Source organism: Paeniglutamicibacter sp. (assembly GCF_046714615.1).
In the GTDB taxonomy this organism is placed as follows: Bacteria; Actinomycetota; Actinomycetes; order Actinomycetales; family Micrococcaceae; genus Paeniglutamicibacter.
Map to the genome: position 1 here is coordinate 1 of NZ_JBKKAP010000080.1, position 15168 is coordinate 15168.

13 protein-coding genes are annotated in these 15168 nt (G+C 65.9%); 6 read left to right on the forward strand and 7 right to left on the reverse strand.

What is annotated here, in order from left to right; translation table 11 throughout:
• Window positions 1–175 precede the first annotated feature (175 nt).
• Window positions 176–769: a GNAT family N-acetyltransferase gene (locus ACLQ7E_RS09085; RefSeq protein ID WP_411732263.1), complete on the forward strand. Its 594-nt coding sequence runs from the start codon at window positions 176–178 to the stop codon at window positions 767–769.
• Between the two features lie 29 nt (window positions 770–798).
• Here ACLQ7E_RS09085 and ACLQ7E_RS09090 read toward each other — a convergent pair whose 3' ends face one another.
• The 5 genes from ACLQ7E_RS09090 to ACLQ7E_RS09110 form a co-directional block, all read right to left on the reverse strand.
• Complete coding sequence (locus tag ACLQ7E_RS09090) at window positions 799–1596, reverse strand: dioxygenase (protein ID WP_411732264.1); 798 nt, start codon at window positions 1594–1596, stop codon at window positions 799–801.
• A gap of 77 nt (window positions 1597–1673) precedes the next feature.
• Entirely contained in the window at window positions 1674–3131 is a 1458-nt protein-coding gene (locus ACLQ7E_RS09095; protein ID WP_411732265.1) for a benzaldehyde dehydrogenase, read from the reverse strand.
• Between the two features lie 314 nt (window positions 3132–3445).
• On the reverse strand, window positions 3446–4855 hold the full coding sequence (locus ACLQ7E_RS09100) for a 2-hydroxycarboxylate transporter family protein (RefSeq protein WP_411732266.1): 1410 nt from the start codon (window positions 4853–4855) through the stop codon (window positions 3446–3448).
• A 75-nt stretch (window positions 4856–4930) separates the two neighbouring features.
• The gene (locus ACLQ7E_RS09105; RefSeq protein ID WP_411732267.1) at window positions 4931–5809 is read right to left on the reverse strand and encodes a hydroxymethylglutaryl-CoA lyase; all 879 of its coding nucleotides are present in this window, start codon (window positions 5807–5809) and stop codon (window positions 4931–4933) included.
• A gap of 1 nt (window position 5810) precedes the next feature.
• The gene (locus tag ACLQ7E_RS09110) at window positions 5811–7046 is read right to left on the reverse strand and encodes a CaiB/BaiF CoA transferase family protein (protein WP_411732268.1); all 1236 of its coding nucleotides are present in this window, start codon (window positions 7044–7046) and stop codon (window positions 5811–5813) included.
• A 260-nt stretch (window positions 7047–7306) separates the two neighbouring features.
• On the opposite strand from ACLQ7E_RS09110, the gene ACLQ7E_RS09115 reads away from it, so the two are divergent.
• Window positions 7307–7963 carry an IclR family transcriptional regulator gene (locus ACLQ7E_RS09115; protein ID WP_411732269.1) on the forward strand — a complete coding sequence of 219 codons (657 nt, stop codon included), beginning with the start codon at window positions 7307–7309 and terminating at the stop codon, window positions 7961–7963.
• Window positions 7964–7980: 17 nt separating this feature from the next.
• Here ACLQ7E_RS09115 and ACLQ7E_RS09120 read toward each other — a convergent pair whose 3' ends face one another.
• A complete protein-coding gene (locus ACLQ7E_RS09120) occupies window positions 7981–10176 on the reverse strand; it encodes a helix-turn-helix transcriptional regulator (RefSeq protein WP_411732270.1) in 2196 nt (731 codons plus the stop codon).
• A gap of 475 nt (window positions 10177–10651) precedes the next feature.
• On the opposite strand from ACLQ7E_RS09120, the gene ACLQ7E_RS09125 reads away from it, so the two are divergent.
• From ACLQ7E_RS09125 to ACLQ7E_RS09135, 3 genes are read left to right on the forward strand one after another with little or no spacing between them, the layout of a single operon-like run.
• Entirely contained in the window at window positions 10652–12160 is a 1509-nt protein-coding gene (locus tag ACLQ7E_RS09125; RefSeq protein ID WP_411732271.1) for a SulP family inorganic anion transporter, read from the forward strand.
• 54 nt (window positions 12161–12214) lie between these two features.
• Window positions 12215–12838, forward strand: coding sequence for a helix-turn-helix domain-containing protein (locus ACLQ7E_RS09130; protein ID WP_411732272.1), 624 nt, complete (start codon window positions 12215–12217; stop codon window positions 12836–12838).
• Window positions 12835–14049: a HipA domain-containing protein gene (locus tag ACLQ7E_RS09135; RefSeq protein WP_411732273.1), complete on the forward strand. Its 1215-nt coding sequence runs from the start codon at window positions 12835–12837 to the stop codon at window positions 14047–14049. Before ACLQ7E_RS09130 ends, ACLQ7E_RS09135 begins: the two co-directional genes overlap by 4 nt.
• A gap of 32 nt (window positions 14050–14081) precedes the next feature.
• Here the strand turns inward: ACLQ7E_RS09135 and ACLQ7E_RS09140 are convergent, their stop codons facing one another.
• A complete protein-coding gene (locus ACLQ7E_RS09140; RefSeq protein WP_411732274.1) occupies window positions 14082–14513 on the reverse strand; it encodes an acyl-CoA thioesterase in 432 nt (143 codons plus the stop codon).
• Window positions 14514–14594: 81 nt separating this feature from the next.
• Here ACLQ7E_RS09140 and ACLQ7E_RS09145 point away from each other — a divergent pair, with 81 nt between their 5' ends.
• A complete protein-coding gene (locus tag ACLQ7E_RS09145) occupies window positions 14595–15062 on the forward strand; it encodes a pyrimidine dimer DNA glycosylase/endonuclease V (RefSeq protein WP_411732275.1) in 468 nt (155 codons plus the stop codon).
• Window positions 15063–15168 lie beyond the last annotated feature (106 nt).

Genomic DNA, 15168 nt, shown 5'->3' on the forward strand with positions numbered 1-15168 from the left:
CCCCCGGCGTCCATTTGCCCGCCGGGGGCCCCCACCGGCCCCCAAACCCCCTGGGCGCCCCCCCCGCATCTCATCCGGGTGCCCCGGCCCAAAGGTATTTAGGGGGATTTACAGAGCATCACCCAAAGTCAGCGACCCGTAGCCGCGAACCGATGAGCGGCGGCAGAATGGTCACATGCCCGAGAGCGCACCGAACACCCAGTGGCGGACCCATCCGGTCACTCCCGAGATCTTCGAGGATTTCGCCGACGTCATCAATCCGACCCGGCGGGATACCCACTGCTGGTGCCTGTCGCACCGTCTGGGTGCCAAGGACATCGAGGGGCTCGGTGGCGGCAGCCGCGAGGCCGCCATGCGCAGCCTCTGCGAGCGGGAGAACCCGCCGGGGGTCATCACCTACCGCGACGGGGTACCCGTCGGGTGGTGCAGCATCGGTCCCCGCGCGGAGATCCCGCGGCTGGCTGCCTCCAAGCTCATCCGCCCCGTGGATGAGGTTCCGGTGTGGAGCATCATCTGCGTGGTGGTGCGCAGCGGCCACCGCAGGCAGGGAGTCACGGCCCACCTGCTTGAGGGAGCCGTTCAGTACGCGGCGTCCCGGGGCGCGCCGGCCGTCGAGGCCCACCCCGTGGATCCGGCGGGGCGGATGGACACCACCATGGCGTTTGTCGGCACCCGCGCGATGTTCGAGCGGGCTGGGTTCCGCGTCATCGGCACCACGGACGCGGTGGCCAGCAGGATGCCCCGGCTCATCATGCGCCGCGATCCCTGAGGGCAGTCCCGCCGACTTTTGCCTTTTGCCTAGGTGAGCGACCAGGAGCGCTTGGAGAGTCCATACCAGAAACCGTCGATCGCGGTCTTGGCCTCGATGCCGCCCGAAGCGTAGGCCGCGCCGAGTGCGACATAGAGCGGCGCCCAGTGCTCGGAGCGCGGGTGCGCTTCGCGGGCTGCCGGGGCCTTGTGCAGGAAGTCGAGGATGGAGTCCACATCGCCGCGACCCATCGCTTCCTCGGCCCAGTGGTCGAATTCGCTGGATGCCGCCGGCGGAGTGGTGTCAGGGCCGCCTGCGGGGTTGAACCAGCGCAGGTTGTGCGTGGTGAAGCCGGAGCCGATGATCATGGTGCCGCGGTCGCGCAGCGGGGCCAGCGACTGGCCGAGGGCGAAGAGGCCCTGCGGGTCCAGGGTGGGCATGGACATCTGCACCACCGGGACGTCCGCATCGGGGAACATTTCCTTCAGCGGCACGTAGGCGCCGTGGTCAAGGCCGCGGGTTTCGTCGCGCTCGACGTGGTGGCCGTGGTTGCCGGTCAAGCGGGCGACCTCGTCGGCCAGCTCCGGCGCCATTGGCGCGTCGTAGCGCACGTCGTAGTAGTGCTGCGGGAAGCCCCAGAAGTCGTAGACGAGTTCCTGCTTCTGGCGCGTGGCGCTCAACGACACGGGCGCGTTCTCCCAGTGTGCGGAAATCATCAGGATGTCTTTGGGCTTTTCCATGGCGCCGGACCATGCGGCCAGTTCGGCGGTCCAGGTGGCATCGTCGGCGAGCGGTGGTGCGCCGTGGGAGAGGAAGAGTACCGGTGGGCGGTCGGCTGCAGTAGTCATGAAATAAGCATACACCTAAAATGGTTGAGGCTTCAAGTAAATCTGAACCCAATATTTGCCCTCTGCGTGGCCGCGGCTCAGAACGGGTAGTCGGCGATCTCCGGGCGCATGGTCAGCCACTGGGTTTCGGTGAATGCCTCGATATTCGCCGCGGCCCCGCCGAAGCGCGATCCGGTGCCCGAGGCGCCCACGCCGCCGAACGGGGCGTTTGCCTCGTCGGAGATGGTCTGCTCGTTGATGTGGACCTTGCCGGAATGCACGCGATCGGCGATCTGCATGGCCAGTCCCACATCACCCAGGATGCCCACCGAGAGGCCGTATTCGTTGGCGTTGACCTGCTGGACCAACTCCTCGATGTCGGAGTACCTCGTAACCGGGGCAACCGGTCCGAAGATCTCGTCCTTGAAAGCCGGGTTGTCCAGCGCCAGGTCCGCCAGCACCGTGGGTGCGTAGAAGAGCCCGTCGAAGGTGCCGCCCGCGGCCAGGCGTCCGCCGGCCATCACCGAGGCATGGACGATGCGATCGATGTTTCCCAGCTGGTGTTCGTCGATGATCGGGCCCAGCGCCACCCGCTCGGTGTTCGGATCCCCCACCGGGATGGTGCGGGCCTTCTCGGAAAGCGCGTCCACGTAGTCGTCGTAGAGCGACTCGTGGACGAAATGGCGCCCGGTGGTCATGCAGATCTGCCCTTGGTGCATGAAGGAACCGAAGGCGCCGGCGGAGGCTGCCTTGGGCAGGTCGGCGCCGGGCAGCACGATCAGCGCGCTGTTGCCGCCCAGTTCCAGGTGGGCACGCTTCAGGTGCCGGGCCGCGGCCTCGCCGACCTTTCGTCCGGCTGCGGTGGACCCGGTGAAGGACACCACGCGGACTTCCGGGGCCTCGACCACGGCGGCTCCCACATCGGCACCGCCGGGCAGCAGCGAGAGGACGCCGGAGGGGAGGCCTGCTTCCTCGAAAATCCGCATCAGGGTCACGCCGCCGCAGACGGCCGTGCGGGGGTCGGGCTTGAGCAGCACCGCGTTGCCCAGGGCAAGTGCCGGTGCCACCGAGCGGATGGAGAGGATCAGCGGGAAGTTGAACGGGGCAATCACTGACACGACCCCGGAGGGACGGCGGCGGGCAAAGGACCAGCGGTCCTCGTTGGAAGTGAGCACCTCGCCATGCGGGTGCGAGGGCAGCGCCGCCGCCTCCCAGCACTCCTGGGCGGCGGTGTGGGTTTCCAGGCCCGCCTTGGCCGGGATGCTGCCGGCCTCGCGGATAAGCCAGGATTGGATCTCCTGTGCATGTTCCTCCCAGAGGTCCCCCGCGCGGCGCAGCACCGCGGCGCGTTCCTCCGGCTTCTTCGCGGCCCAGAGTACCTGCGCCCGGGCGGCCGCAGTTGCTGCACGCAGCACGTCGTCGGCGGAGGCCACCCCGAGCCTGCCCAGCACGTTTCCGGTGGCCGGTTCCATGACATCCTGGGTCCCGGCGGTCCCCTGCACCCATCCATTGATGTTGATCCTTGAATTCCAGAGTGATTCTTCAAGCAATGACACGATGATTCCTTTTCCGGTGGACGGGTTTGTGGTTGGGCGGTCCGTGGGAGGCAATGATAGGAACGGCAGTCGCCGGGACATTTTCGCCATTGCGGCCAATGCCGCGGACCCCGCATGGCCGAAAGCGGCCGGCACCCGTGGCTACGCGGGCTTCGCCATGCTTGGCATATGCACTTCCGCTGCGCCCCTTGCTCCCCTCCTGTCCACGCTATGCCAGCGATGAGCATCAGTCCATGGAAGTCCCGCACGAAGGGCCCCCGACGCCGCGTCGGGGGCCCTTCATGGAGCAGCCATCCGCTGGCCCGTGTTCCGGCCTATAGCGCCAGGAACGGAACGAGCAGTGAGGTCACGAAGAGCACGAGCGCTCCTCCAAGCCGGTTGGTCAGCGCGGCAAAGGGCATCAGGTGCATGCGGTTCGCGGCGCTGAGCACCGCGACATCTCCGCTGCCGCCGGTGTCGGCCATGACCAGTCCCGGGGTGATGGAGGCTTCCACGAAGTTGAACTTCATGAGCCATCCCAGGATGCCCGAGGTGAGGGTCGCGATCAGCACCGTGGCAACCGTCAGCACGATGAACTTCGGGTTGCTCAGCGAGGCAACAACTTCGCCCATGTCGATGTAGCTGATGCTCACGCCCACCAGCAGCGCCGGGACCATGGTGGCACCCACCAGGTCGCCCCAGTCCGCGGTGGATTCCTCGATGTCCTTGGGCAGCCAGCCGAAGATCTTCACCGCGGCGGCGGCAATGATGGTCCACGCGTAGGGGTGCAGGACCTCGAGGTAGGAGCCGACCAGCTGGCCGAAGATGAACAGCGCGCCGGCGAAGAGCAGGCCCTTGCCCAGGGCGATGAACGAGGAGGCCTCATTCTTCGGCGGCAGCGACAACTCGGACTTCTTGCCCTTGATGCGCATCAGTTCGCCGTGGCCGTTGAAGCCGACGAAGAACTGCTTGCGGGTCTTGCCCAGGCCGTTGTAGATGCCGGCGATGATGATGCAGACGATGTTGGCCACCACGACCGCCGACATCAAATCGCCCATGAAGGTCGCGGAGTCCAGCCCGGTCCTGGAAGCATACATCTCGCTCATCGGCAGCGCGCCCACGCCCAGGCCGCCGGCCATGATCGGGGCGGCGATGAACAAGATGCCCTCCATGAAGCCGAATCCGGTCGCCGCGCCCAGCAAGCCGATGAGCACAAACGTGGCGGCCAGGCAGCCGATGAGCGGCACAGCGAAGCGCGGTCCGGCCTTCAGCAGCAGGGCGCGCGGCATGCCCAGGATGGAGCCGGCGATGATGGTGATGACGAAGAAGTCCAGGAACCCGTGTCCCTTGACGAAGTTCTCCACGACCTCCACGAAGTTCGCCGGCAACAGGTCGAAGGACATGAGCGTGGCGGGGATGAAGGTACACAACACCGTGGGCAGGCCGAAGTCGCGCACCACCGGGAACAGGTTGCCGATCCAGATCAGCAACCCGCCGAGCAGGATCGTGACGGCAAAGCCCGAGAGCATGGAATCGGGGAGGTTGCCGGTCAGCGCGGCAATGAACACCATGGCGGCCAGCACAATGAACAGTGCAGCCGGCAGGCTGGCGATCCGGGTGCCGCGCGGGCCGGGGAAATGCGTGCCGCGCAGCTTGCCGACGCTTGGTTCGACGCCGCGCTGGACGCCGGGCTCGTCGGGGAATTGCTCGTCAAGGATGGAAGTGGGATTTTCAATCTGAGACATCGTCGTCCTCGCAGAAAGATGGGGCGCACCGGCTCCTGGCGGAGGAATCCCGGCGTGCGGTGGATGGGAGTGGTTCTAGTGCCCGGTCAGGGCGCTGGCCGGCAGTGCCGGGGAGTTGGACACCGCGTCGCGACCCAGCAGCACGGCCCGGTTGAGTGCGGTTTCGTCGATGCGGGTCTCGTGTCCGGCTGCGTGCAGGTGCGCCACGAGTTCCTCGGTGGCAAGGTTCCCCGCGGCTCCGGGGGCGAACGGGCAACCGCCGTAGCCGCCCAGCGCGCTGTCAAAACGCGTGATGCCCGCCTCAATGGCCGCATCGACGGTTGTCAGCGCCTGGCCATGGGCGTTGTGCAGGTGCAGGTAGTAGGTCAGTTCCGGCTCGGCATCCTGGATGTGGCGCACGGAATCCATGAGTCGGCCGGTGGGGGTGGTGCCCAGGGTGTCGGCCAGGCCGATCTGGGTGATGCCCATGGCCTTGAAGGCGCGGACCACGCGCAGCAGGTGGCCTGGCTCGATCTCGCCCTCGAAGGGGCAGGTGAAGGCGGTGGAGATCCCGGCAAAGAAGTTGATGCCGGGGTGGGCCGCAACGTCGGCAGCGAGGGATTCGAGCGCTTGCTCGATGCTGGACCCTGCATTCGCGCTGCTGTGTGCCTGACTGGCGGAGGTCACGACCTGGATGTTGGTGGCGCCTGCCGCCACGGCCCGGACGATCCCCTTGCCGTTCAGTGCCAGGGACGTGAATGTCGCCCCGCTGCCGGCGGGCAACCCTGCCAGCACCTGCGCGGCGTCACCCATTTGCGGCACGCGGGCGGGGTTCACGAAGGAAGCAACCTCGAGCCGCTTCACGCCCGCGGCCAGCAATGCATCTGCGATGGCGAGCTTGTCGGTCGTGGAGACGATGACGTTTTCGTCCTGCAGGCCGTCGCGCAGGAAGACATCGGTGATGTGGATCTGCATGTCAGTTGTTCTCCTTGACGCCGAGTGAGTTGATTTCCTCGGTGCTCAGGCCCGCCAGGTCCGCGAGCACCTCATGGGTGTGTTCGCCGAGCTCCGGGCCGACCCAGGCGACGCGGCCCTCGTGGCCTGGAAGCTTGGGAACCACGCCGGGGAAGCGGATCAGTTCGGGTTCGTCTTCGATGATGACCTCGTGGGTCTGGATCATGTCGCGGGCAAGGTAGTGCTCGTCCTTGGCGATCGAGGGGGCGTCGTAGACCGGCCCGGCGGGAACGCCGGCGGTGTCCAGCGCCGTGAGCACCTCAGCCAGCGGCATGGACGAGGTCCATGCGGCGATGGCACCGTTCAGCTCCTCTTCGCGGGCGCCGCGTCCCTCGGTGGTCAGCAGGGTCGCATCGGCGGCGAGGTCCGTACGGTCGATGGCCTTCATGAGGCGTACGAACACCGAGTTGGAGTTGCCGCCGATCACGACCTCCAGGTCGTCCCCGCACGGGTAGGATCCGGTGGGCACGACCCCGGGCAGGGCGCCGCCGGTGCGCTTGCGCACCATGCCGTAGGCGTCGTAGTCCGGGACCAGGGATTCGAGCAGGGAGAAGACTCCCTCGTAGAGCGCCACGTCAACGATCTGCGGGCCCTCACTGGTCACGCCCTTGGCCTTCTGGAACATCAGCATCAGCGCGCCGATGACGCCGTAAAGGCCCGAGACGGTGTCCCCGACGCTGGCGGCGGCGCGGCCGGCCGGGCGGTCAGGCTCGCCGGTGATGTAGCGCAGGCCGGCGAAGGACTCGGCAGAGCTGCCGAATCCGGCGCGGTTCTTGTAGGGGCCGGTCTGCCCATAGCCGGAGATGCGGACCATGACCAGGTTGGGGTTGGCAGCGTGCAGTTCCTCGGGGCCAAGTCCCCACTTTTCCAGGGTTCCCGGGCGGAAGTTTTCGATGACCACGTCGGTCTTTGCCACGATCCGCAGCACGGCCTCGCGACCCAGCTCGCTGCGCAGGTCCAGGGCTACGGACTTCTTGTTCCTGCCCATGGTGCGGAAGAGCATCGAGGTGGCGCCGCGGGTCTTGCGCCAGTCGCGCAGTTCGTCTCCGCCGTCGGGCTTCTCGATCTTGATGACTTCGGCCCCAAAGTCGCCGAAGAGCCGTGCCGCGAACGGGGCGGCGATGAAGCTGCCCAGTTCCAGCACGCGGATTCCGTCGAGCGGCAAGGTGCTGCCCGGGAGGTGGAGATTTTCTGTCATGGCTGTGGCCCTTTTTTCGGTGACTTCGTCGAGACTTCCCATACAATGGGATATGCTTCCCTGTGAGCAGGAAGACCATAGCAAGTGATCCAGCGCACAGCAAGGGGTAGGTCGGTATTTGATATCGGGCGGCCTTCCCCTCGCGTCCCGACCGCAGGCCAATCCAACGGTCACCGTCGGGCCAATGATTCAGCAAAAAGCACGTCACATAGCATTGGGCGGGGATACAACTCACCCAATAGAACCAGCAGGAGACAGTCATGGCCGAGGCGGCAACCACCAGCAACCGCATGCTTGAACGGATCGCCATGGTCCTTGACGCGGTGGACGATTCCTCGGCCTCGGCCAGCGAGCTGGCGCGGCGCACCGGATTGTCGGTGTCGACCGTCCATCGCCTGGCCCTGTCCATGGTGGAGTACGGGTTCCTGCGCCGCATCGATGACGGCGACTTCAAGCTGGGCCACCGCTTCGTGCGTACCGCACTGGAATCCATTGCCCAGCCGATCCTCACCGAACTGCGCAATGCCACCGGCGAGACAGCCCAATTGTGGATCCGCCGGGGCGAACGGCGCATCTGCCGGGTGACGGTGGACAGCCAGCACGAGCTCAAGGCCACGCTGCCGGCTGGCTCCGTTCTGGAACTACCCAACGGGTCGAGCGGGCGTCTGCTCTCCCGCGATCCCGAGGCACTGGAATCCGTGGCGGAACACGGGTGGGTCGAATCAGTGGGGCGACGCACCCCGGGGCTGGGTTCGGTCAGTGCACCTGTCCTGCTGCGCGACCAGATGATCGCCACGCTCTGCCTGGCGGTGCCACTCAGCCGCGTTGCCGTCTCCCCGGGCCGGGACTTCGGCGAACAGGTCGCGCGTGCGGCACTACAAATCGGCGCCGAGCTGGAAATAGGCAGGCAGCTTTAGGGACGCGGGCCCGGCCCTCAGAGACCCCAGGCCCGCGCGTTTTCCAGTGCCCGCTTCATGTCCGAGGCCTCCAGCTTCCGATAGAGGCTGCGCATCTGGGTCTTGACAGTGTTTTCGGACCGGTAGCCTGCCTCGGCAATCTGCCGGCGGGTCATTCCCGCACGCAGTTGCCGCAAGACCTCCTGTTCGCGCACGGTGAGGTCCGGCCGCCTGGGCAACGGCGTGGGCGCGAGATCCAACGCGAAACCCAGTCGCTGGAACTCCTCGGGCTCAAGATCCAAGGACCGTCCCACCTCGGACCATCCGGGAACCAGGCCCAGAATCGAAATTTCGTAAAGAACCCCCGAGTCCCGATGCAGCCGCCGCAGGCCCTGCAATGTCGCCGGCGTTGGGCCCAAGGGGTTCCGTGCGGCGAGATCCAAATACAGTGCAAGGTTTCCCCGCCGACGCAGGCCCCGCGTCAGCGGGACATCCTGAAGGGCCACCAGGGCCGCGTCGGGATTCCCGTTTAGCAGGTGGCCGAGCGCCAGCAGAAGCGGATCCCTGTTTTCGGACCCGGCTCCGGTGCGCATGACGCCGCCTTGCAGGATTTCAACCAGCATGAGCGTGTCGTCGAATAGCCTCTGCGCCAGGGGCGAGGCCGCCGCGTAGCGGCGCTCCTGGCGGAGTGATGAGATCAGCGCCCTCGCCGCATCAAAGATTCCGGTATTGATCTTTTGCAGCGCCAGCAGCTGGGCATGAACGGACCAGAATTCGTCGTTGTCAGCTGTCGGGGGCAAGGCGCCCATTGCCTCATCGAAGCCGGCGTAGTCGAGGCGGGCCAGGGCCAGGTAGGCGCGGGCCATCGCGGCGGTGCGAGCCACCATCAGCCGACCCCACCCAACATCCCCAATGGCGGCATCGTGCTCGGCCAGCCAGCGCAGCGCGGCGGCGCTGTCGCCTTCCAGGATTTTGAGCAGGGCAAGCTTCCCGGCCACGTCCGCGAGCAAGAATGCCTTGCCGGAGACCTGCGCCCAGTGGAAGCCCCGTTCATAGGCCTGGCGTGCCTGGACATCCTGGCCGGCCAGGTACAGGGAAATGCGGGTCTGGAGTTCGATCAGTGCCACCAGGGCCGGGTTGAGCTTTTGGGTGTCAAGCGCCTGGTGCAACGTCGCGCGCAGGCGCGTGGCGGCGGCCGCCGCTTCCGGATACAGCCCCGCCAGCCGTAGATGGAGCATCTCCAGGATGCCCACGGTCAGGGCGTGGGCGTTGGGTTTGCCGTAGAGCCGCTCCGCATCCCGATGCAGGCGCTGGGCCGTTTGGTTCGTGGCGTAGTCGGGTTCGAACGCCGGGAGCTGAAGGGACATGCCGTCCCGGTCCGTCGCGCCGAGGATCCGCAGGCCAACCCGCATGTACTCCGTCTGCTCGGAAATGAAACGCGGGATCTTGCCCGCAATGACGCCCAATTCCTTGGGGTTGCCGATGAAGACGTCCACCCAATGTTCCAGCAACAGGTTCAACAGTGCCGGCCAGCTGCGCTGCGCCACGGCCGAATCCACCGCCTCGCCCACCCCCCGTGTCGCGGCCATCGCGTTGACGGCGGCCTGTTCCAGGACGGCGGTGAGTTCACGGCCACGCAGCCCGACCCGTTCCACCAGCACTTGCCGCACCATCCGGGGCATCATCCAGCCGCCCTGGCCGTCCCCCTGCACCAGGCCCGCCTCGACGAGTTCCTCCAGGGTGTGCACCGCCGGGGAAAATTCACCGTAGAAGGCCTCGACGGTGCGCCTGTCGAATTCAGGCAGGAATCCCGCCTCGGACAATGCGCCGTCGGGGTCGCGGTGGGCCAGCCAGATAGCCAGCCCACCGCGGATGACCTGCTGGGCGCGGATGTCGGCCTTCGGATCCGCGGCAAGGGCCCGGACCGCCGCAAGCCACCCGCCGGACAACTCGTGGATGCGATGGGCATCGAGTTGGTCGACGTGCGCTCCCGCGCCAACGAGCTGCGCCGTCTTCCCGGCATCCAGCAGCAGGTAGCGGAGCTTTGCCACCAGGCACGGGGTTCGGGAGGCCAGGTCCCAGATGGAGGCGGCCGGCGCCAGGATGACGGCCAGGTGCAGCCCGGGATCAGAGCGAAGTCGTTCGGCCAGCCGATCCACGAGCGCGCAAAACTTCCGCGGCCCGTACCTGCCGCGGAGCGAATGAACAACAACCTGCAGGTTCCGTCGTCCCAAGCCAGGAACCTTGCGATGGTTGGATGTCCGGCCTGCCGGCCGGATGCGGCCCCCATGCCACCCTCCCCCTCGTGTCCCCGTTGCGCTGTCCCCGTTGCGCCGAGGCGGCGACTGCGGTTGCTCCGCCAATGATGCCGCCCCCCGCCACATGGCGGCGGGTAATTTGATACCTCATCCTAAGCGACGGTTCACCGTTTTGGCCCTCTTGCGGCCTTACCGGCAGGTAACCGCCTCGTCGAGGATCTGCACGGAATCCTCCTGCGGCACCGTGCCGATAATCAAGCACGGGTGAGTGTCCCGTGCGCATGGTTTGTCCCCTCCGACACATCGACGATCCGCAGTGCCCGTGGCTCCCTTAGAATTGGGCTGAATCCCTTGTCCTGCGCCGCCCGTGCGACACCCTGCCCGTTTCGTCCGGCGGGTACCACCGAGGCAGGCGCTTCCTTGCAGCAATCCTCCTGAACGGAAATCCTTCATGCCTTCCCTGCCCGCCGCCGCAATCGCCGCGCCCACGCCGGTCGAACGCCAGTCGGTGCGCCGCACCCTGCGCTCCCCGAGGCTGCTCGGTGTCGAGGTCCTCGGCGGCCTGGTGGTGGCGCTGGCGCTGATCCCGGAGGCGATCGCTTTCTCCATCATCGCCGGGGTCGACCCCAGGGTGGGATTGTTTTCCGCCTTCACCATGGCGGTGACCATCGCGTTCGTCGGCGGGCGCCCCGCCATGATCTCAGCCGCCACCGGCGCGGTGGCCTTGGTGATCGCACCGCTGGTGGCAAGCCACGGCGTGCACTACCTGGTCGCGGCGATCCTGCTGGCGGGTGTCTTCCAGGTCCTGCTGGCGGTGTTGGGCGTGGCCAAGCTGATGCGCTTCATCCCCCGCCAGGTCATGGTCGGGTTCGTGAACGCGCTGGCGATCCTGGTGTTCATCGCCCAGCTGCCCGAGCTCATGAACGTGCCGTGGCTGGTCTACCCGTTGCTGGGCCTGTCCCTGCTGATCGTCTTCGGGCTGCCGCGGATCACCACCAGGGTCCCGGCCCCGCTGGTGGCCATCGTGGTGCTGACCCTGGTCACCGTCCTGGCTTCGATCACGGTGCCGACGGTGGGTGACAAGGGCGAGCTGCCCTCGTCCCTTCCCGAGCTGTTCTTCCCGCAGATCCCGCTGGACCTTGAGACCTTCAAGGTCATTGCCCCCTACGCGCTGGCGGTGGCCTTCGTGGGCCTGCTCGAGTCGCTGATGACCGCGAAGCTGGTCGACGACGTGACCGACACCGCGTCCAACAAGACCCGCGAGGCCTGGGGCCAGGGCGTGGCCAACCTGGTCACCGGGTTCTTCGGGGGCATGGGCGGCTGCGCCATGATCGGCCAGACCATGATCAACGTGAAGGCCTCGGGCGCGCGGACGCGGATCTCCACGTTCCTGGCCGGCGTCTTCCTGCTGGTGCTGGTGGTGGTCTTCGGCGACGTCGTGGCGCTGATCCCCATGCTTGCCCTGGTGGCGGTCATGATCTTCGTGTCATGGGCGACCTTCGACTGGCACAGCATCCGGCCCTCCACGCTGCGCCGCATGCCCAAGAGCGAAACCTCGGTCATGCTCATCACCGTGGTGGCCACGGTTTGGTCCCACAACCTGGCCGTGGGCGTGGGTGCCGGCGTGCTCACCGCGATGGTGCTCTTCGCGCGGCGCGTGGCTCACTTCGTCACCGTCCGGCGCACGGTGGATGCCGCGGGCGAAACCGCGACCTACACGGTCAATGGCGAGCTGTTTTTTGCTTCCTCCAACGACCTGTACACGCAGTTCCAGTACGCGCTGGACCCGGGACACGTGGTCATCGACATGCACGCCTCGCACCTCTGGGATGTCTCCACGCTTGCGGCGCTCGACGCGATCACCGCCAAGTACGAGGCCGGAGGCAAACGGGTGGAGATTGTTGGCCTGAATGAGGCCAGCGCGGCGATGCAGCAGCGCATGGCCGGGCACCTGGGCTAACCATCTGGAGGCTCTTCCCCCTCTCCACGGCGGCGCCAACGGTATACTTGTGTCATGAACGTTTGGGAAGCAAGCAAAGCGCTCGGTGTGACCGAGCGACGCGTGCGTGCCCTGATCCAGCAAGGCAAACTCAAGGCCCACAAGGTCGGGGGCAACTGGCATATCGATAACCTCGTGCTCCGCCGCGCCTTGCGCAGGCCACTGTCCGAACATTCGCGGCTGATCCTGTCGAGGGCGCTGCATCACCGCAGTCTCACCGGGCTGAGGGGCCAAGACCGCAAGCGCACGGCCAAACGCATCGCCGAGCTGCGTGCCTCCGCTAATCCTGCGGCTTTGCTTTTCGACTGGTGGGGCGGCAAGAATTCAGGCCCACTGAATTTCGGAACCAATCTGGTTGAACATGCCCTCGCGGGAAACTCTGCATACGTCATGGAGGCTCTGCATCGCCCGCAGGAAGAGTACCTCCGCAAGCCAGAAGACCTGGCGGACGTCGTCTCCTCCGAGCGCCTGATTCAAGGCCTCACCCAGACCGAGCTGGCCAGCATGGCTGGCGTACCCATTGAGGACTTGAGGAAGATTGAACGCGCAATACGTTTATCTTCACCTACGCCGAGTCGCAGAATTCTCCGCATCTTGAATATCGAACCGACAGCCCTCCCGGATTTGGCAGCTGCATGACCCAGATACTCGAGGCTTGGCTCGAAGGCCACTATGCTGGCCGATTTATCTTTGGCACAAACCAACCGGCGCGATTTCACTATGACGAAGGCGCCCCTGATACACCTATCTCGCTTTCGCTACCGCGCGACGGCAGCTCATCCAAACTTGCTGCCCAACGCTTCTTGGACAATCTGTTGCCCGATGCTGACCATACGCGTGCACGCATGGCCCGTGCTTACGAAGTCGAAAACCCCACGACCTATGCTCTCCTGGCAAAGGCTGGCGAAGATCTTGCCGGCGGATTGGTCCTGCTGCCAGAGGGCGCCAACCTCTATGCCGGCGTGCCTAGAATGAACCCCGTGCTGAGTCGCGCTCTCGCCAACAGAATCAGCAGCATCAAACAAGACGCGGACGCGTGGATCCCCGCCGGGGCCCCCGCCCGCTTTTCTCTGGCGGGGACCCAAGGAAAATTCGCGATTGCCGACATTGACGGCGAGTGGTATTGGTCCAACGAAAGCGTGCCTTCGACCCACATCGTGAAACCGGGGGCACCACGACTTGCAGGCATCGAGGAAGCGGAATCCGCCGCCCTTGCATTGGCCCGCCGAATCGGGGTTGACGCCGCATCGGCCCGCGTACTGCATGTCGAGGACCAACAAGCTTTCATCGTCGAACGCTTTGACCGGGTACGACAGAGCAATTCCGTGTTCCCTCGCCGCTTGCACGCCGAAGATCTCGCCCAAGCCCTGGGAATCGGGCCGACGGACAAGTACAACGTCACCATGGAACAAGCTTTTCGGAAGCTCTCCGAAGTGGATCACGACGGGAACCTGCGCCGTAGGTTCCTCGCCCAGGTTGTTTTCAATACCCTGATAGGAAACGCTGACGCACACGCGAAGAACTACTCATTATTCCTTCGCCCAGGACAAGTCTCCCTTGCGCCCTTGTACGACGCAGTGCCTGTTTCGCTGTATCCGGAGTATGACCAGAACCTTGCCATGCGGATCGCCGGCGCCCGACAATCGCAGGCGGTAAGTCTCTCCCACTGGCGCAAGCTTGCCAAGCGAATAAACCTCGACCAGGACGAGATCAGCGCTCGCGTACAGGAAATCGCATCGTTGGTTGGAGAACACCATGAGGGCGCATGGTCGACTCTGGCACCTCACCAAACAGAGCTGCTCAGCTCGGCCGTCGGCCGCAATGTCGAGAAAGCATTACGAGCAGACTGACCCACCGCCGAACAGTGCTGACCGAACTGCAATCAGGCGTTGGCCTCAACATAAGCACTTTCAAGCCAGCCGCACTCGAGGTCGTTGAGCGCACGCGAGGACAGCCCGTCCTCGGCCAGCGGCACCATGACCGTGGTGCCGTCAAAAACCCGCTGCCCGTCCTGGATTCCCACGTGCCGCAGGGAGAACGACTTGGTGCCGATGCGCACCACGGACAACTGGATGATCATCGTCGGTTGGTAGTAAAGCGGACGCAGGTAGTCCAGCCGCAGCGAGGCAACGACGGTGCCGTGGGGGAAGCGGCCCGACTTGCCGCGCGGCAGCGTCCAGCGGAGCCGCGCCTCCTCCATCAGCGTGACGATGCGGGCATTGTTCACGTGCCCGAGCGCGTCCTCGTCGGACCAGCGCAATTGCAATTCAATGTCGATGGGGGCCTTGGTGCCGGCACCGTTGTTTTCACTCATGAACCCCATTGCACCAGAGCTCTGCCGAAGTTCGCAGTTGTTTACGGCGCAGGCTGACAGGGACACCGATATGATGGCCGAATGCGCCTTTGGAGTCTGCACCCCACGTACCTGGACACCAAGGGCCTGCTCGCCTGCTGGCGTGAAACCCTGCTCGCGCAGAAGGTGTTGGACGGGAAGACCACCGGCTACCGGAACCACCCGCAATTGCAACGCTTCCGGGCCACGGCGGATCCACTCGCCGCGGTCGGAAACTACCTGGAGGGCCTGGCATGGGAGGCCGATAAGCGCGGCTACAACTTCAACCGCGCCCTGATCTTGCTCCCGCCGGCGGAGGGCACGGTGCAAATGCTCATGGTGACTACCGGCCAGGTCGGCTACGAGCGCGAGCACCTGTTGGCCAAGCTGGCGGTGCGCGATGCGGAGCGGGAGGTGCGGCTTGCCGCGGCCGACCCGCCGCTGTTGCATCCCGCCTTCGATGCCGTCCCCGGGGACATCGAGTCCTGGGAACGGCCCGTAACGGGCGCCGGAGTCAGCCGGCCGGGGTGAAGACCCGGACGCCGGTGTTGGGGCGCCCGGGGGGGGGGGGCCCCGGGGGGGGCGGCGCGGGGCGCCCCGGCCCCGCCCCACGACGGCTACGAGGCCGAGATCGGCG